An 18,308-nucleotide genomic window follows, 5' to 3' on the forward strand; every position below is an offset into this window, starting at 1 on the left:
GCCATCCGGCGCACGCGTGCGCCGATGGACCTGGCGCGCGGATGTGTGTACATTTTCATCATGGCCCGCCTTGCACCGTCACGGTGCGGGCAGCACCCCCGGGCACACCACCGGTTTCGATGCCGGCGCCCCCCCAACCTCTCGACGAGAACGCCATGAACCCACAGTCTTCCCCAGACGCCGTACCCGCCGGCGGCTTCTTCACTGCCGCGGCCAACTATGGCGTTGCCGCGCCGCGCCCGCGCCTTCTGCTGGTGACGCTGATGCTCATTGCCCTGTGCATCCTGCTGATCACCGCGATCGACTTCGCCTTCCTGTCCGAGCGGGTGAACTACACGCTCAGCATGACAGAGCAAAAGGCGACCACCTACGAAGCGCTGCGCTCCAACGAAATGAACACCATCCTGTTCGTCACGGCGGTGATGGGCGGCGTGCTGGCGCTGATCGCTTTCGGGCGCGGCTGGGCGCGCTGGGTCTGGCTGCTGGTGTGCATGCTGGCCGGCAGCGCTCTGGCGCTGGTCTGGGTTGCCCTGATGTTCCAGTACGCACCGGACGCGGCCATGATCAAGTGCGCCGTGTACGTGATGCTTGTCGTGCTCAGCTGCCTGCTGTTCGCGCCGTCGAGCAATGCGTGGTTCCGCCAGCTCAAGGAGCTGCGCAACAATCCGCGCCGGCAGTCGGCACCGCCGCCGGCCTGGCAGGGCGCCGCCCCGGCCGATGGTAAGGCATACGATCCGTATGCGCCGCCGGGCGGCTTGTCCGGCTTGTCCGGCGCGGCCCTCGCCCCGGTGGTGCTCCCGCCGCGCCCCCTCACCGCCACGGTGGGCCTGGCGCTGTGCGTGCTGGCCTCGCTGGCCGGCATGGTCATCTCGCTGATCTTCATGCCCGACGTGCTGGCCGCCCAGAGCGTGTCGCTCGGCACAGGCTTGATGAAAAACCTCGTGTACGGCAGCCTGATCGTCGGCACCTTCGTCGTGATGTTGCTGATGTACTTTATCGCGCGCGCCTCGAACGTGGCACGCTGGATCTGGCTGGTGCTGGCCATCATCGGCTTCTTCAATTCCATCAATGCCTTCAAGACGGCGTTCGTGGTGTCGACCCTGTACGGCTCGCTGGCGGTCATCACCCAGCTCATCGTGCTGGCCGGGACCATCCTGCTGTTCGTTCCCGCCACCAACCAGTGGGTGCGCGATACCGCGCAAGCGCGCCGGCCGTAACCCCCTTCACCATTACTTGAAAAAAAACCTCCATGCACACTCCCCTATCGTCAGCAGTCCGCTTCGTCACGCAGCTTGCCCTCGCCAGCCTGGTGCTGTGTCAGGCCGCCCAGGCCGCCCCCGCCACCGACGCGCGCATGCGCGAGTATTTCCAGGCCGTCGGCACCGAACGTCACTTGAGCATTTCCAGCGAGGCATTCAAGAAAGGCTACGAGGAAGACTGGAGCAAGGAACGCGATCCGGTACAAAAGGCAAGCAAGAAAATCGTCATGGACCACTTCAACGAGGTGGTCAGCACCAAACTGGTGTGGGAAAAGCTCGAGCCGCTCGCCATCGAGAGCTATCAGCAAGAGCTGAGCGACGGCGATGTGCAGGAAATGATCGCGCACGCCAACAGCCCGGCCGGGAAAGTAGGCAATCAGAAGTTGATCCCGGCGCTGCTCGGGCAGCTGCCGACGATCCAGCAGTACCTGATGGCGGTGCTTTCCGAGCTCACCAACAGAAAAGGCCCGTCCAAGCCTCTCCCTGCGATGCCGCCGCCAGGACCGAACGACGCGCTGCTGCAAAGCTTCCTGCGCGACATCCCTGGCGAAAGGGAAGAGTTCGAGGGGCGCATCGCGCCGACGGTGGACATGATGGCCAGCGCCCTCACCAGGAACGAAAGCGCCAAATCCAAGGCGCGAATCGCGCGCGCAGTCGCCAGCGTGAAGAAGCGCCTCTCGTTCGACAACGTCACGGCCTTCAAGGCGCGCATGCTCGCCAATGTGCTCAGCGCCGACGAGATCAACATGCTGATCGAAGACAACCGCCGCCCGGAACGCCAGGCGCAGATACGCAAGGTGCGCAAGGCCGAGCAGGAATTTCAGGGGCGCATGATGGGAATCATGTAAGCGCCGGCCCGTCACGGCGGCACCAGCGCCGGATGTTTCACATTTCCTCAACCTCTAACGAAAGCCCATCTTGCAACCAACGTTCACCAAAGTCGCGCGTTCGCTCGCGCAAGCATTTATCGTCACCCTGGCCCTGTCGCAGGCAGCCCACGCCGCACCAGCCACCAGGGAAAGCCTGCAGCGCTACTTCGACGCCGCCAAGTCCGAGCGCATCGCCGACACGGCGGCCAAAGCCATGCTCAGGAACGAAGGGGGCGCATTGCAGGCGGAGAACGACCCCAAGGCAAAGGCAAAGCTGGCCACCCGCTATGAGCGCCTGTACGGCATCGTGCGCAAGCATGTCGTCTCGACCGTGTTCGGACCGAAGGCCATCGCCGACTACCAGCAATATTTGCAGGAAGCGGATGTGAAGGACATGATCGTCATGGCGCAAAGCCCGTTCGGCCAGAACTTCCTCGACAAGATCAACCCGGTGCTGCAGATGCAACCGGCCGTGGTCGATGGCTATGTGTCCAAGCGCATCCAGGAAATGAAGGCGCGCACGGACGACAGCGTGCCGCCGCCTGTTGCGCTGCCGAAGCCGGCGGCCGGCTCGAAGGAAGCACTGGCCCTTGCCATGATGCTCGAATGGCCCGGCGCGCGCGAGCAGTTCACCAAGGGCATGGCGCAGGTGGCGGAAAAGTCGCTGGAACAGGCGGCTTCGTTCGAGAGCCAGGGCAATACCGACCTGGCCAAGCGCGTACGGCGCTTCGCCACGGCGGTCCGGACCGAATTCAGGTTTGAAGAGGTCGCGGCGGTCCAGGCGCGCATGATCGCCGAGGAAATGAACGAGGCGGACATCGCTACGCTCACGGCGGAAAACAAAAATCCCGCGCGCTTCGCGCAGCGTCATAATATCGAGCAGATCGAGGCTGAACTGATGGGCCGCGCGGGCGCCTCCCTGAAGTCGGAAGAGATGCGGAAACTGCTCGCGGGCGAGCAAGCCGCGGCCAAACCGGCCAAGGCTGGCAAAGCCACCAGCAAGCAATAAGCTTTTGTACAGCGGCAGCCTCGCTCCTGCCAGGGGGCCGCCGTTAATCACTACCAGCCAGTACCGGCATCCAGGAAAGAACGTCTTGCACACACCGCTCATCAACGCTGCGCGCGCGCTCGCGCAGGCATGCATTGTCATGCTGGCCCTGGCGCACGGCGCCCACGCCGCACCGGCCACCGAGGAAAGCCTGCGCCGCTACTTCGAGATTGCCAAATCCGAGCGCATGATCGGCACCGCAATCGACGCGATGCTGGAGATCGAGGCTCGGGAATGGCAGGACGAGAGCGATCCGAAGAAAAAGGCGAACCTCAAGGCCCGCTTCGAGCGCACCAGCGCCATTATTCGCCAGCAGATCGCCTGGAACAAGGTCGAGCCGGTCGCCATCGAGAGCTACCGGAAGCACTTGCAGGAGTCCGATGTGCAGGAACTGCTCGTGCAGGCCCAAAGCCCGCTCGGCCAGATGATCATCAACAAGGTCACGCCGGCACTGCTGAAACAGCCGCCCGTGGTGGCGGACCACCTGGCCAGGCGCATTGTAGAACTCAGGGAACGCAAGGATGGCAGCGTGCCGCCCCCTGTCGCGCTGCCCCAGCCGCCGGCCGGCTCGAAAGAAGCGCTGGCCCTGGCCCTGATGCTCGACTGGCCGGGCGCGCGCGATGACTTCAACAAGAACATGGCCGCCATCGAAACGCGCGGACTGGAAATCGCGGCCGCGTTCGACGGCGAAGCGACCGCCGGTATCGGCGAGGAAGTGCGGCGCTTCTCCAAGGCGATGCGCAACGAGATCAAGTTCGAAGAGATGGCCGCCATCGAAGCGCGCATGATCGCCGGCGAATTGAGCGAAACGGAAATGGTCGCGCTGATCGAGGAGCACAAGAATCCCGCGCGCGCCGCCCAACGGATCAAGATCGCGCAGGCCGACGCCGAACTGATGACGCGCATGAGCGCCGCGATGCAGTCGGGCGACGTACTCAAACAGCTCGCCGACGCGGACGATGAGGAAGCGCCGGCCACGCCGGCCACGCCACGCAAGCCGGCCAGGGCAGCCAAGGCGCCCGCAAAGAAATGAAGCCGCTGCACATGCCCGTCATCGGCGCCGCGCGTTCGCTCGCGCGGGCCTGCATGGTTGCCCTGGCCCTGTCCCAGCCGGCTTGGGCCGAACCGGCTACCAGGGAAAGCCTGGGTCGCTATTTTTCGATCTCGAAGACCGAGCGCCTGAGCGACAGCATGGCCGCGGCGATCCTGGAGGCCGCCGCGCCGCCATGGCCGGACCAAACCGATACCGGCAAACAGGCGGAAAGGAAGGCGACGCATGAGCTCATGAGCGCCATCCTGCGCGAACGCGCCGGCTGGAGCGTGATCGAACCGGGGGCCGTCGCGATCTACCAGCAGCACTTTCAGGAGTCCGAGGTGCAGGCCCTGATCGCTCAGGCGCAAAGTCCGTTCGGCCAGACCTTCATCGACAAGATCGCGCCGGCGATGCGGAAGCGGGCGCCGGCCGTCCAGGCGCACATTGCCGAACGCACGGCGCAATTCATGACGCTCAACCCCGACAGCACCTTCACTGCCGTCCCGCTCCCGCTGCCGCGCGCCGGCTCGAAGGAAGCACTGGCCCTGGCCATGATGCTGGAGTGGCCAGCTGCACGCGCGCGCTTCGACGCCAACATGGCCAGGCTGGAGACGATGGCGGTGGAAGTGACCGGCGCCGACGGCGTCGTGCAAAGCGCCGGGCAAAGCGAGCAATCGAGGCGCTTTGCCCGCATGCTCAGGGAGCAATTCAAGTTTGAAGAGATCGCCGCCGTCGAAGCGCGCGTGATGGCATCGGAACTGGACGAGGCGGACATCGCCGCGCTCATCGAAAACAACCGGAACCCGGAGCGCGCCGCGCAACGCATCAAGATCGAACTGGCCGAGACCGAGCTGGCGGCCCACGTGCACGCGTACCTGCAATCGATCGATCTGCGCGGCCTGGCCACGATGGCGCAACGCAAAGAGCAAACGATCGAGCCCGCCACGCCAGAGATAGCGATCAAGGCGCACAAACCGGCGCGCACCAACTAAGGCCCGCGGCGCAATGAGCGGCCGTCAGGCCAGGCGCAGCGGCAGGCTGCGCAAGCGCTGCCCGGTCAGTTTGAACACCGCGTTGGCCACCGCCGGCGCGATCGGCGGCGTGCCCGGCTCGCCCACTCCCTCGGGCGGCTGGGCACTCTTGATGATCACCGTCTCCACCTCGGGCGTGCTGTCGATGCGCAGCACCGGATAGTCGCCAAAATTGCCCTGCTCGACGCGCCCGTTCTTGAGCGTGATCTCCCCCGCCAGCGCGGCCGACAGGCCGAACACCACCGCCGACTCCATCTGCTGCGCGATGATGTTCGGATTGACCGCCAGGCCGCAATCGATCGCACACACCACGCGGTGCACGCGGATCTGCTTGTCCGCCACCGACACCTCGGCCACCTGCGCCACGATGCTGCCGAACGACTGGTGCAGCGCCACGCCGTGCGCGCGGCCGGCCGGCGCGGTGCCGGCCCTGGCCAGCGCCGCGTCGAGCACCGCCATGTGACGCGGATGGCGCGCCAGCAGCGCGCGCCGGAACGGCGCCCCATCCTGGCCGGCGGCATGCGCCAGTTCGTCGATGAAGCTCTCCTTGAAAAACGCATTGTGCGAGTGGCCGACCGAGCGCCAGTAGCCGAGCGGCACCTGGCTGTCGACGATGACGTGCACCACGCGCTGGTTATCGATCTCGTACTGCATGTCGTACTCGCCTTCGGCCGTGGTCTTGTCCGGACCGACGCCGGGCAGGCCCAGGTTGCGCGGGAAATACTGGTGCCCGATCGAGCCGCTGACCGACTTGTTGTCGTAGCTGACGATGCCGCCCCTGGCGTCCACGCTGCCGGTAAAGCGCGCCAGCGCGGCCGGACGGTACACATCGTGCGTCATGTCGTCCTCGCGCGACCAGACCAGCTGCACCGGCTTGCCGCCGGCCGCCATGGCCACGGCGACTGCCTGCGCCACCACGTCCACCTCCAGGCGGCGCCCGAAGCCGCCGCCCAGCAGCAGCACGTCGACCGACACGTCGGCGCGGTTCACGCCCGCCACCTTCGCCGCCACGTCGACGCACATGCTGGGTACCTGGGTCGAGGCCCACAGCATCACCTTGCCGCCCGCCACCTGCGCGGTGCAGTTCATCGGCTCCATGGTGGCGTGCGCGAGGAAAGGCGCGCGGTATTCGGCGCGGATGGTCTTGACCGCGCCCGTGGCCAGCGCCACGTCGCCATTTTCGTAATAGGTAAAGCCCGATTCGGTATCGAGCGCGCCGGCGAACTGCCTGAAAATATCGGCGCTCGACAAGGTGGCATTGGCGCCCTCGTTCCACTTGACGGCCAGCGCGCCCAGGGCCTGGCGCGCGCGCCAGTACGAGTCGGCGATCACCGCCACGCCCGCGCCGGCGCCGGTTTTGCCGGACAGCGAGGACGACACGTCGACCACGCCCACCACGCCCGGCATCGCCTTGGCCTTGGCGGCATCGAACGACGCGACCGTGCCGCCCACCACCGGCGACATCGCCACCGCCGCATACAGCATGCCGGGCGGGCGCGCATCGATCCCGAACATGGCGCTGCCATTGACCTTGGCCGGCGAATCGCGGCGCGCCTGGGGCGTGCCGATCAGGGTGAATTCGCCGGGCTGCTTGAGGCGCACGTCGGACGGGGAAATATCCAGGCCTGCCGCCGCCGCCCTGGCGGCCAGGCTGCCGTACGAGGCGCGCTTGCCGCCCGGGTGGACCACGAAGCCGCCCGTGCCCTTGCATTGCGCGGCCGGCACGCCCCATTCCTGCGCCGCGGCGGCGATCAGCATGGCGCGCGCCACCGCGCCCGCTTCGCGCATCGGCAGCCAGGCATCCTTGATGCTGCTCGACCCGCCCGTCATCATGATGCCCAGCTCGCGCGCAACTTTGGAGAGCATCCACTGCGCGCCTTCCTTGAGACTGCCGCGGTCGTCGGGATGGAACGGCAGGTTCTCGCGCAGCACTTCGAGATTGCTGAAGATCTTGTCGATCGGCGCCTGGGTGATGCGCACCTGCGACAGCGGCACGTCGAGCTCCTCGGCCAGCAGCATCGGCAGCGCGGTGTTCACGCCCTGCCCCATTTCGCAGCGCGGCACCACCACCGACACCGTGCCGTCGGGCGCGATCGCCACCCAGCCGTTCAGGGCCACGGCGCCGCCGGTCACCGGCAAGGGCTGCGCGGTGTGCAGGCGCTGGCGCGGCGGCTGGATGCCCCAGCCGACCACCAGGGCGCCGCCGGCAGCGAGGCCGCCGAGCAGAAAACGGCGGCGGGTCTTGTTCTTTGGTGTCGACTGGCTCATTGCATTCTCATGGCGTGCGCGGGGATTCGCACTGTAGCACGCCACCGGTGCGGCGCGACAGACGGTGTTTACGCCGGCACGCGCGCCGGCCAGCGTGCCAGGATGGTATCGGGCAGCTCGGGGCGGCTGTACAGGTAGCCCTGCGCCTGGTTGCAGCCGTGGCGCAGCAAAAAGGCGGCCTGCTCCTCGGTTTCGACACCTTCGGCGATCACCGACAGGTTCATGCTCTTGCCAAGCTGGATGATGGCGATCGCGATCGCCTCGTCGTTCACGTCGGTCGAGATATCCTTGATGAAGCTGCGGTCGATTTTCAGGGTCTGCACCGGCAACTGCTTGAGGTAGGCCAGCGACGAATAGCCGGTGCCGAAATCGTCGATCGCCAGTCCCACGCCGATCGAATGCAGGTCGTTGATGAAGACCAGCGCGTCGCCCGTATTCATGATCACCGACTCGGTCACTTCCAGCTGCAGGCGCTGGGGCGCCAGGCCGGTCTCCTTGAGGATATCGGCCACCATGTTGACGATGCTGCCGCGCTCGAACTGCTTGACCGACAGGTTGACCGCGATTTTCGGCACGTGCAGGCCGGCCGCCTCCCAGCGGATCATCTGGCGGCAGGCTTCGTCCAGCACCCACTTGCCGAGCTGGTTGATGAAACCGGTGTCCTCGGCCAGCGGAATGAAGCGCACCGGCGGCACGTTGCCCAGTTCCGGATTATTCCAGCGCACCAGCGCCTCGACCCCGATCAGGCGGCCGGTATCGATTTCGACCTGCGGCTGGTAATTGAGGAAGATCTCGTTCTTGTCGATCGAGCGGCGCAGCATCGCTTCGAGGCGCAGGCGCTCGACGCCTTCGCCCGTCATCGACGGCGCGTAGAACTGGTAGCCGTTGCGGCCGCGCGCCTTGGCCTGGTACATCGCCACGTCGGCATTGCGGATCAACATATTCAGGTCGGCCGCGTCGTCCGGGAACATGCTGATGCCGACGCTGCCGGTGACGAACAACTCGTAGTCGGAGACGATGAAGGGCTGCTCGAACATGGCCATCAGTTTTTCGGCCACCTGGCCGGCGCCAGCCTGGCCGCTGACGTTTTCGAGCAGCACGATGAATTCGTCGCCGCCCAACCGTGCCAGGGTATCGCCTTCGCGCAGCTTGCCCTGCAGGGCCGATGCGACCTGCTTGAGCAGCTCGTCGCCGACGTGGTGGCCGAGCGTGTCGTTGACGTTCTTGAAGCGATCCAGATCGATGAACAGCACCGCCAGCTGCTGGCCGTCGCGCGCGGCGCGCTTGAGCGCGTGCAGCAGGCGGTCGTGGAACAGCAGGCGGTTGGGCAGCGCCGTGAGCGAATCGTGGTGCGCCATGTGATCGAGCTGCTCCTGCGATTCCTTGACCTTGGTGATGTCGCTGAACACGGCCACGTACTGGGTGGTGACGCCATGATTGTCGCGCACCGCCGACACGGTGAGCCACTGCAGGTAGGTTTCGCCGCTCTTGCGCGTGTCCCAGCGCTCGCCGCGCCAGAAACCGACTTCGCCCAGTTCGGCCCACATCTGCTGGTACATGGCCGGGTTTTCGGTGTGCGAGCGGGTCAGGCGCACATCCTTGCCGACCGCCTCGCTCTCGCTAAAGCCCGTGATCCGGGTGAAGGCCGGATTGACGGCAACGATACCCAGGTCGACGTCGATCACCATGACGGCGTCGGCGATATGTTCGAGCACCGTGGCCGACAGGCGCAGCTTTTCCTCCGCCTCGCGCCGCTCGGTGACGTCGGCATAGACCCAGATGCTGCCGCCGTTGGGGCGTCCCGGGTCGAGCGCGCAGCCGCTCACGCGGCACCAGAAGACGGTGCCGTCCTCTTTCATGTACTGGCGCTCTTCGTTGTAGTCCTTGCCCTCGGCCAGGGCCGCGTATTGCTGCTCGCCGGCGCGCACGAATTCATCGTGATTCGGGTACATGATGTCGGCCAGCTTGCCGGTCATCTCGCCGCTGGCGTAGCCGAACAGGTCTTCGCAGCGGCGGTTGACCGAGACGATGCGCCGTTCGCGCACGAACATCACGCCGAACATGACGTTGTCGAGGATCGCGCTTTGCTCGGTCAGCAGCGCCGCGATGCGCATCTCGTTGTGTTTGCGTTCGCTGATGTCGGAAATGATCCCGTCCACCCACGATTTTTCGGGCACGGCCCCCGCCTGCGGCTGGCCGTTCTCGGACACCCAGCGCTCGATGCCGCCGGCATCGATGATGCGGTATTCGATTTCGTACGGGCGACCGCTGGCCATCGCTTCGCGCACGGTGCGGCTCTGCATGCGCCGGTCTTCGGGGCAGATCAGGTCCGACCAGGCATCGGTGGAGCTGCGCATGAGCAGCGCGGCCGGGTAGCCGGAAATGTCTTCGATGGCGTCGCTGACGAAATCGATCGAGCCGCCCGGGCGCACGCGAAACACCGCGCCGGGAACCTGGGTGACGATGGTGCGAAAGCGCTCCTCGCGCCGGCCGATATCCTCGAACAGGTGCTTGATGGCGACCCGCATCTGCTCCATCTGCTTGGCCAGGCGGCCCAGTTCATCGCTGCCTTCGAGGTCGAGGCGCGTCTCGAAGTCGCCGTGCGAGAGGCGGTCGGAAAACTTCATCAGCTGGCGCAGCGGCACCAGCAGGCGCTTGTTGAGGAACAGGACGATCAGGACCAGCGACACGGTCAGCTGGAACGCCAGCACGAAGGCGTAGCTGGACTGCTTGCCGCGCAATTCCTGCTGGCTGCGGGCGTCGTCCATCTCGACCACCACCACGCCGATACGCTCGCCGCGCACCAGGATGTCGCGCTGGGCGCGGTAGATATGGCCCGCCCGGCGCTGGGCCGAGTGGATGTTGATGAAGGGGGCGTCCGACTGGCCGATCACCTGGATGCGCAGCACCGACGGATCGCGCATCACCGATTCGACCAGCGACTGGGCCGACTCGGCGTTCATGTTCCAGAGCGACTCCTGCATGCCGAGGGCGAGAATGTCGACATTGCGGCGCAGCGACTCGTTGAGCACCGCCTTGGCCGCCGTCCGCTCCTGCACCCCGATCAGCACATAGCTGCCGATCATTGCGGGAATGACCAGCCCGCCGAAAACGACCAGCATCAGCGCGCCGTAAATCGACAGCCCGTACAGCCTGCTCAGCTTGGTACGGAAACGTTGGTAGGCCGTGCTAAGCATGCAGCAAGTCTGAAAGCATGGGGAAGATGCCTGAATGATAAGTTAGGCAAGAAAGTTTTCTATACGGAATTATGCACGGAAGCTCTCGTCAAGTCACCAACGGCACGGGCCGATGAGGCGTTTTACAGACGGGGAAATGAAAACAGTTGACGTTATTGCTGACGCCAAGGCGGCCATGTAGTTGATCCTGGCATCCGGGCCAATGCCGCGGTCGAATCGATGTCGTCTCATTCGTTGGCAAATGCAAACGGACCGCCGCTCAGCGCGAATCGCGCCGACTTGCTATCATCGCAGCACTTTTCTAAAAGGGATTCCCCATGACTTTTTCCATGTACGACGCCTCGGTACCCGTTTTCAAGCAGATCCTGACCAGCCTGTCGGCCATCATCGACAAGGCCGACGCCCACGCCGCCGAAAAGAAGATCGAGCCGGCCGCCCTGCTGCAGGCGCGCCTGTATCCGGACATGTTTCCCTTCCTGCGCCAGGTCCAGGTTGCGGCCGACTTCGCCAAGGGCTGCTGCGCCCGCCTGGCTGGCGTGGACGTGCCGCGCTATGAAGATACCGAGCAGACGTTCGCCGACCTGAAAGAGCGCATCGCCAAGACGCTGGAATTCATCAACGGCCTGCCGCAGGACGGCATCGAAGCGAGCGCCCAGCGCGACATCAGCACCAGCAGCGGCGCCAACGCCAAGCACTTCAAGGGCCAGGTCTATCTGGTGCATTACGCGCTGCCGCACTTCTATTTCCACGCCACGACCGCGTACGCGATCCTGCGCCATAACGGCGTGGAAGTGGGCAAGAAGGATTTCATCGGCGCGTTTTAAGCCGCATATATATAGTTAGTCAGGGGAGCCGCGCGCCTCCCCTGTCCGCCGGCTCAGGTATTGCGGCGCGGGTAGCCCTGGGCAAGGATGCGGACCCACACCACTTCCTTGTCGGCGTCGCTCATCGATACCCAGTGCGCCACTTCCACCACGCTGCGTCCGCAGCCGCGGCAGATCTCGTCGAAGGTCGTCGAGCAGACGGCGACACAGGGCGTGTCCGGCCGTTCAGGCGGCTTCATGGCGCCCTCACTTGGCGGGGCCGACATCGAGCGCATCCCAGCCGTCATGGCCAAGCTTTTCCATGGTTTCAATATTCTTGTCGAAGATCTCGGACGCTTCCGGGAACGCCGCGACCGCCCGCTCGATGCTGTCTTCGCGCAGCAGGTGCAGGATGGGGTATGGCGCGCGGTTGGTAAAGTTGCTGATATCGTTGATATGGGTGTCCGCGAACTGATATTGCGGATGGAAACTGGCTACCTGCAGTTCGCCGTCGAGCTGCATGTCTTCCAGCGCGGCATCGGCCACGTCGAGGAATTCGTTGTAGTCGAGGAAGTCGCCCAGCACGAAGGGATGAATCAGCAAGGTGGTGTCGATCGCTTCCGGGTCGGTATCGGACAGCAGTTGCAGCTCATTCATCAGGGTTTCGAGCAAGACTTCCGGTGTGGTGGCGCTGGAAACGACGTAGCGCACCTGCTTTTTCACATGAACGGCCTTGGCGAACGGACACAGATTGAGTCCGATGACGGCTTTTTCCAGCCATTGTTGGGTAGCGGCAATGATCTGCTCATCGTCGGCGTTCAGATTGGGGGTGTTCATGCTGATGCTTTCAGTAATAGACAATGCGCGAGACGCAAACGCCCGCGCAAAAACCAAATTGTACGCACTCTTTGCGCCACCTCATAGGTGCGCCCGCGTGTGCGCGTAGTTTAGAGGCCGACGCCCGGTTCGCGGCCAGCAGCGGCGACGCCGCGGTTTTGGTATTGTTCGCGGGCCTGCCGCATCCGCCCCCGCCGGCCCCGCGCAGCGCTCTCCCGCGCATCCTTGCCATAGGAGAACATCATGCATACCCCCTGGGAGTATCCCAAGCGACCCCGTCCATACACTGATAGCATCCTGGCACTTTTAAGGCATACTCCCGGCAATTGGTCTTTTCCGATGCAACAATACTGGTCGAAAGTGTTATCAAAATATTTGCCGCGCACACATACATTTGACTTGACTCAAACGATAAGTGGTACGTACACTCCGACCTTATCTATTCGTCTGTCCGGCAGTTTTCGGACCCAACAATGGAACGCTATGCAAAAAACGACACGCAATACCACTTCACTTGCAGTCCTCGTTCTGATGCTCGCGCCTGCGCTCAGCCACGCGGTCGACTCCGTCTCAACCAACGTTGCGCCGCTCGCCCCGACGGTCAAGCCTGCACCTGCTCCACTGCATCCCTTCCCTGCCGTCAAGGCAGATGAATACAAGGAAGCCGATGTCTGGGGCCGTATCCGCACCGGTTACGCCATTCCCGACATCGACAACGAGCTCGTGACCAAGCACGTCAAGTGGTATAGCACCCGTCCCGACTATATCGCCCGCACCTCGGCGCGCGCCTCGCGTTACCTGTTCCACGTGGTCCAGGAACTCGAGAAGCGCAATATGCCGACCGAGCTGGCATTGCTGCCGATTATTGAATCGGCCTTCAATCCGCAAGCCTATTCCAAGGCCAATGCCGCCGGCATGTGGCAGTTCGTGCCCGGCACCGGCAAGGATTTCAATCTCAAGCAAAACATGTTCAAGGACGAGCGCCGCGGCGTGCTGGCCTCGACCGATGCCGCGCTGAGCTACCTGCAGCGCCTGTACGGCATGTTCGGCGACTGGCCGCTGGCCCTGGCGGCCTATAACTGGGGCGAAGGCAATGTCCAGCGCGCCATCAAGAAGAACCAGGCGCTCGGCAAACCGACCGACTACGAAAGCCTGTACGAGCACATGCCGGCCGAAACGCGCGAATACGTGCCGAAACTGCAGGCGGTCAAGAACATCATCGCCAACCCGGCCCAGTACCACGTGTCGCTGCCGATTATCGACAACACGCCCTACTTCACCGCGATCGACAAGACCAGCGATATCGACCTGACCATCGCCGCCCAGCTGGCCGAACTGTCGGTCGAGGAATTCAAGGCGCTCAATCCGCAGTTCAACCGTCCGGTCATCACCGGCGGCGAGCAGACCAAGATTCTGTTGCCACAGGAAAATGCGGAAAAATTCCACCTGAACCTGGCGCAATGGGGCCGTTCGCTGTCGACCTGGACCACGCACAAGATTACCGGCGCCAAGGACAGCATCGCTTCGCTGGCGTCGCGCTTCGGCACCACGCCGGAAGTGATCCGCCAGGCGAACAATATTCCGGCGGCAACCCGCCTGAAGGCCGGCTCCACCATCCTGGTGCCGAAAATCTCGACCTCGGTGCACAACGATATCGCCGAGCACGTCGTCGACAATGCCGTCATGGCGTTCGAAGCCGAACGCGCCGGCCGCCGCGGTGGGCGCGCCGAAAAGCAGACCAACGCCCAGCGCATCAAGGGCAAGGTCGCCGAACTGAAAACGCGCGTCTCCGGCCGCAACGCCAAAGCCGCAGCCAACGAAACGTCGCGCTACAAACGGCGCGGCGGCTGACCGCCGGTGGCGGGTGCATCCGGTGCGCCCGCCATGCCGCTTTATCTACCAAGACTTCCCCGGTAAATCCAGCTTTTTGATACACACTATTCGGATTTACCTATACAACTACAGTGAAACTACTGTATAGTGTTGTTTGTGCGCTGCAATACGTTTCTCGCAATCAGACTGAAGCGATGGCCCTTGGCAGTAACAAAGAAGTAAAACTAGCAGCTTCGCAAGCCTAGGCGTATCCCACGGATACCCTCAATAAAGCCCTCCCGCCTTGTGTGTCGCACCTGACACCGTCCCGGCGCAAAGCTTTTGTGCCGAAATTTCTTTCATCCTGAGTCATTTCGTTGTGTTGGTTGGCGTTGCTATTTTGCGCTCGGAGCATGTGCTCGGGCGCTGATCTATACCGAAAGAAAAGAACATAATGAGTTTTGAAGCATTAGGCCTCCACGCGTCTATCGTAAAAGCAGTAACCGATGCCGGTTACACCGTTCCGACCCCAGTTCAGGAGCAGGCCGTTCCTGCCGCCATCAGCGGCCGCGACCTGCTGGTTTCGTCGCAGACCGGTTCCGGCAAGACCGCAGCATTCATGCTGCCAGCACTCCACAAATTCGCCGTTGCCGAGCAATCGCAGGCATCCAAGAACGCCGCCCAGGAAGCGCAGAATGCGCGTGCCCGCGGCGAGCGTCCACGTTTCAAAGCTGCACAGCCTAAAATGCTGGTGCTGACCCCGACCCGCGAACTGGCACTGCAAGTGACCAGCGCGACCGAAAAATACGGCACCCAGATCCGCCGTATCAAGGCCGTGTCGATCCTGGGCGGCATGCCTTATCCTAAACAGATGCAACTGCTGGCACGCAACCCGGAAATCCTGGTCGCTACCCCTGGCCGTCTGATCGACCATATGGAATCGGGCAAGATCGATTTCTCGGAACTCGAAATCCTGGTGCTGGACGAAGCTGACCGCATGCTGGACATGGGTTTCATCGACGACATCGAAAAAATCATCGCCGCCACGCCAGCGAACCGCCAGACGATGCTGTTCTCGGCCACGCTCGACGGCATGGTCGGCAACATGGCCCGCCGCATCACCACCGACCCGATGACCATCCAGATCACCGGTTCGGCATCGAAGCACGAAAACATCGTGCAGCGCGTGCACTTCGTCGACGACCTGTCGCACAAGAACCGCCTGCTCGACCATCTGCTGCGCGACGAAACGCTGGACCAGGCTGTTGTGTTCACCGCCACCAAGCGTGATGCCGACACCATCGCCGACCGCCTGAACATCGCCGGTTTCTCGGCAGCGGCACTGCATGGCGACATGCACCAGGGCGCGCGTAACCGTACCCTGGACGGCCTGCGCCGCGGCCAGGTCCGCGTGCTGGTCGCGACCGACGTTGCTGCCCGTGGTATCGATGTCCCGAACATCACCCACGTGTTCAACTACGACCTGCCCAAGTTCCCTGAAGACTATGTGCACCGTATCGGCCGTACCGGCCGTGCCGGCCGCAATGGCCTGGCGATCTCGCTGGTGAACCATGCCGAAGGCATGAACGTCAAGCGCATCGAGCGCTTCACCAAGCAGCTCATTCCGGTCAACGTGATCGAAGGCTTCGAGCCGAAGAAAACCGCGTCGGCGCCACGTTCGGCTGCCCGTCCAGGCACCTGGAAACCAGGCGACAACCGCGGCGGCGCCAAGCCAGGCCAGCGTACGTTCAGCAAGCCGGGCGCAGCCCCACGCAAGGAAGGCGCGACCGGCGGCGGCTACAAGGGTTCGAACCCGCGTCCGGCTTCCGAGCGCACCCGCAGCTCGTACGGCGACCGTTAATCGTTCGCTTGTTGCGACTGACCAGAGAACGGCTGCTTCGGCGGCCGTTTTTTTCGTCCCTCGCTTTTTTGCGCATCAAACGACGCTGCACCGACATCAGGGATCGCCATACGCGTTTCACCGGCAAGCAAGCCCCATGTTTTTGATGCAGGTCAAGGGAAATGGTGGATGTAATCGGTAACCTTTGCTTTACCGCCAGACAGCGCTTACCCGGAGCCCTCCGATGAAACACCTTTTGCTGCCGTTCGACGGCTCCCCCAGCGCCACCCGCGCCGCCCGCCACGCCGCCGAGCTGGCCGTCCTGATTCCCGGCCTGCGCGTGAGCCTGCTGCACGTGTTCGATCCCGTGACCCTGGCGCCGCACGGCGCACTGGTGCGCAACGAAGTCGACAGCCGCTACGGCGCCGAGGCCGCCGCCCTCATGGCGCCGGCCGTCCAGGCGTTCGAGAGCGCCGGATTGAGCGTCGAACTGCACTGCCGCGCCGGCTCCCCCGCCTCCGAGATCGCCCTGTATGTCCACGAAGCCGGATGCGATGCACTCGTCATGGGCACGCGCGGCATGGGAGCGTTCGCCGCAATCCTGATCGGCTCGGTCGCCACGCGTGTGCTGCAACTTGTCAGTGTGCCGGTAACGCTGGTCAAATGAGGGCGCGCACCGCCGGCTGGCCCGCATGAGCGGCATCGCGGGTATCGCGCTGGCCCTGGCGCTGCTGGTCTGGCTCGCTTACCGCGGCGTCAGCGTGCTGCTGCTGGCGCCGCTGCTGGCCATGCTGGCCGCGCTGTTTAGCGCCGACGCCCCGCTGCTGGCCAGCTATACCCAGGTCTTCATGAAGGCCCTGGCCGGCTTCATCGCCCTGTATTTTCCGCTGTTCCTGTTGGGCGCCATCTTCGGCAAGCTGATGCAAGCCTGCGGCGCCGCCGGCGCCGTGGCCAACTGGTTCAGCGCGCACCTCGGTCCGCAGCGCGCCATCTTGTCCATCGTGCTTGCCTGCGCCATCCTCACCTATGGCGGCGTGTCGCTGTTCGTGGTCGCGTTCGCGGTGCATCCGATCGCCGCCGCCTTGTTCGAGCGCGCGCGCCTGCCCGCACGCCTGATACCGGCCAGTATCGCGCTGGGCGCCTTCACCTTCACCATGACGGCGCTGCCGGGCACGCCGGCGATCCAGAACGCGATTCCGATGCCCTATTTCCAGACCACCCCGTTCGCCGCTCCCGGCCTGGGCATCCTGGCCGGGGCCGTGATGCTGGGGCTGGGCATGGCCTGGCTGAACTGGCGCGCGCGCCGGCTGCACGGCCGCGACGAGCCCTGTGCGGCTGCCATCGGCGGGCCCACCCCGGGCCCGCCGGGCGACGGCATGGGCGCGGGCGGACCGTGCGGCGCCACCCAGGCCGGCGCCGCGCCGCCGGCCTGGGTGGCGCTGCTGCCGATCGTGCTGGTGCTGACGCTCAACTATGTGTTCTCCGCCCATGTCTTCGCCGCACTCGACACCTCCTATCTGGCCCTGGCGCCCTACGGTCCGGCCACCCTGGCGCAGGTGAGCGGCATCTGGTCCATCCTGTGCGCGCTGGCGCTCTCGATCCTGATGCTGGTGGCGCTCAATCGCCAGCGCCTGCACGACCTGCGCCAGGTCCTCGACGAGGGCGCCAATGGCGCCATCCTGCCGATCTTTAATACGGCATCGCTGGTCGGTTTTGGCGCGGTCATCGCCTCGCTGGCCGCCTTTTCCGCGATCCGCGACGCGGTGCTCGGGATCGCACCCGGGCAACCGCTCATTTCGCTGGCGATCGCCGTCAACCTGCTGGCCGGGATCACCGGCTCGGCGTCGGGCGGCATGAGTATCGCCCTCCAGACCCTTGGCCCCGACTATCTGGCGCTGGCGCGCAGCGCCGGCATCGCGCCCGAGCTGCTGCACCGGGTCACCACCATCGCCACGGGTGGTCTCGATGCACTGCCCCACAATGGGGCCGTCATCACCTTGCTGTCGATCTGCAAGCTCGATCACCGCCGCGCCTACGGCGATATCTTCATGGTGGCCGTCGCCGGCCCCGTGGCCGCACTGGCCGTCGTGGTCACGCTGGGCAGCCTGGCAGGATCGTTCTGATCAGAGTGCGCAGGTACGGCAGCGGGCAAGAATATCGTCGCGCTCCGGCTGGAAACTGCCGCTCGTTGTCGAACACACAACCGCCCCCGCGTGCCCACCACGCGCGTCCCGCTGCGGCATATACCGCGCGCCGCCGGCCTCTTGTTGCCGCACGACTACGTTTTTCCGGTTGCAAAGCGTAGTAACTG

14 protein-coding genes are annotated in these 18,308 nt (G+C 64.5%); 10 read left to right on the forward strand and 4 right to left on the reverse strand.

The annotated features are described in order from the left end of the window. The first annotated feature begins 155 nt into the window (after window positions 1–155). The 5 genes from RBA41_RS29090 to RBA41_RS29110 all read left to right on the forward strand — a co-directional run bounded on the left by RBA41_RS29090 (window position 156) and on the right by RBA41_RS29110 (window position 5,201). A complete protein-coding gene (locus RBA41_RS29090; RefSeq protein ID WP_306627859.1) occupies window positions 156–1,217 on the forward strand; it encodes a hypothetical protein in 1,062 nt (353 codons plus the stop codon). A 32-nt stretch (window positions 1,218–1,249) separates the two neighbouring features. Further along, window positions 1,250–2,107 (forward strand): DUF2059 domain-containing protein, encoded by an 858-nt coding sequence (locus RBA41_RS29095; protein ID WP_306627860.1) that lies wholly within the window; start codon window positions 1,250–1,252, stop codon window positions 2,105–2,107. A 70-nt stretch (window positions 2,108–2,177) separates the two neighbouring features. Next, window positions 2,178–3,137, forward strand: a complete 960-nt coding sequence (locus RBA41_RS29100) for a DUF2059 domain-containing protein (RefSeq protein ID WP_306627861.1) — start codon at window positions 2,178–2,180, stop codon at window positions 3,135–3,137. A gap of 85 nt (window positions 3,138–3,222) precedes the next feature. Continuing rightward, entirely contained in the window at window positions 3,223–4,209 is a 987-nt protein-coding gene (locus RBA41_RS29105; protein WP_306627862.1) for a DUF2059 domain-containing protein, read from the forward strand. Beyond that, window positions 4,206–5,201 (forward strand): DUF2059 domain-containing protein, encoded by a 996-nt coding sequence (locus RBA41_RS29110; protein WP_306627863.1) that lies wholly within the window; start codon window positions 4,206–4,208, stop codon window positions 5,199–5,201. The genes RBA41_RS29105 and RBA41_RS29110 overlap by 4 nt, the downstream gene beginning before the upstream one ends. A 24-nt stretch (window positions 5,202–5,225) precedes the next feature. Here the strand turns inward: RBA41_RS29110 and RBA41_RS29115 are convergent, their stop codons facing one another. Both RBA41_RS29115 and RBA41_RS29120 read right to left on the reverse strand, forming a co-directional pair. Then, window positions 5,226–7,508 (reverse strand): xanthine dehydrogenase family protein molybdopterin-binding subunit, encoded by a 2,283-nt coding sequence (locus RBA41_RS29115; RefSeq protein ID WP_306627864.1) that lies wholly within the window; start codon window positions 7,506–7,508, stop codon window positions 5,226–5,228. A 68-nt stretch (window positions 7,509–7,576) separates the two neighbouring features. Next, the gene (locus tag RBA41_RS29120; protein ID WP_306627865.1) at window positions 7,577–10,705 is read right to left on the reverse strand and encodes a bifunctional diguanylate cyclase/phosphodiesterase; all 3,129 of its coding nucleotides are present in this window, start codon (window positions 10,703–10,705) and stop codon (window positions 7,577–7,579) included. A 317-nt stretch (window positions 10,706–11,022) separates the two neighbouring features. On the opposite strand from RBA41_RS29120, the gene RBA41_RS29125 reads away from it, so the two are divergent. Further along, window positions 11,023–11,529, forward strand: coding sequence for a DUF1993 domain-containing protein (locus tag RBA41_RS29125; protein WP_306627866.1), 507 nt, complete (start codon window positions 11,023–11,025; stop codon window positions 11,527–11,529). A gap of 53 nt (window positions 11,530–11,582) precedes the next feature. Here RBA41_RS29125 and RBA41_RS29130 read toward each other — a convergent pair whose 3' ends face one another. Further along, complete coding sequence (locus tag RBA41_RS29130; protein ID WP_229423505.1) at window positions 11,583–11,768, reverse strand: DUF1289 domain-containing protein; 186 nt, start codon at window positions 11,766–11,768, stop codon at window positions 11,583–11,585. A gap of 7 nt (window positions 11,769–11,775) precedes the next feature. After that, on the reverse strand, window positions 11,776–12,345 hold the full coding sequence (locus RBA41_RS29135; protein WP_306627867.1) for a DUF1415 domain-containing protein: 570 nt from the start codon (window positions 12,343–12,345) through the stop codon (window positions 11,776–11,778). Between the two features lie 483 nt (window positions 12,346–12,828). On the opposite strand from RBA41_RS29135, the gene RBA41_RS29140 reads away from it, so the two are divergent. The 4 genes from RBA41_RS29140 to RBA41_RS29155 all read left to right on the forward strand — a co-directional run bounded on the left by RBA41_RS29140 (window position 12,829) and on the right by RBA41_RS29155 (window position 18,120). Then, a complete protein-coding gene (locus RBA41_RS29140; RefSeq protein ID WP_306627868.1) occupies window positions 12,829–14,196 on the forward strand; it encodes a transglycosylase SLT domain-containing protein in 1,368 nt (455 codons plus the stop codon). 415 nt (window positions 14,197–14,611) lie between these two features. Then, the gene (locus RBA41_RS29145) at window positions 14,612–16,018 is read left to right on the forward strand and encodes a DEAD/DEAH box helicase (RefSeq protein ID WP_306627869.1); all 1,407 of its coding nucleotides are present in this window, start codon (window positions 14,612–14,614) and stop codon (window positions 16,016–16,018) included. Window positions 16,019–16,241: 223 nt separating this feature from the next. Continuing rightward, window positions 16,242–16,664 (forward strand): universal stress protein, encoded by a 423-nt coding sequence (locus RBA41_RS29150; protein WP_306627870.1) that lies wholly within the window; start codon window positions 16,242–16,244, stop codon window positions 16,662–16,664. A 25-nt stretch (window positions 16,665–16,689) separates the two neighbouring features. Further along, complete coding sequence (locus RBA41_RS29155) at window positions 16,690–18,120, forward strand: GntP family permease (RefSeq protein ID WP_306627871.1); 1,431 nt, start codon at window positions 16,690–16,692, stop codon at window positions 18,118–18,120. The last annotated feature ends 188 nt before the right edge of the window (window positions 18,121–18,308 follow it).

Origin of the sequence: Massilia scottii (genome assembly GCF_030846495.1) — a bacterium.
GTDB lineage: Bacteria > Pseudomonadota > Gammaproteobacteria > Burkholderiales > Burkholderiaceae_D > Telluria_A > Telluria_A violaceinigra.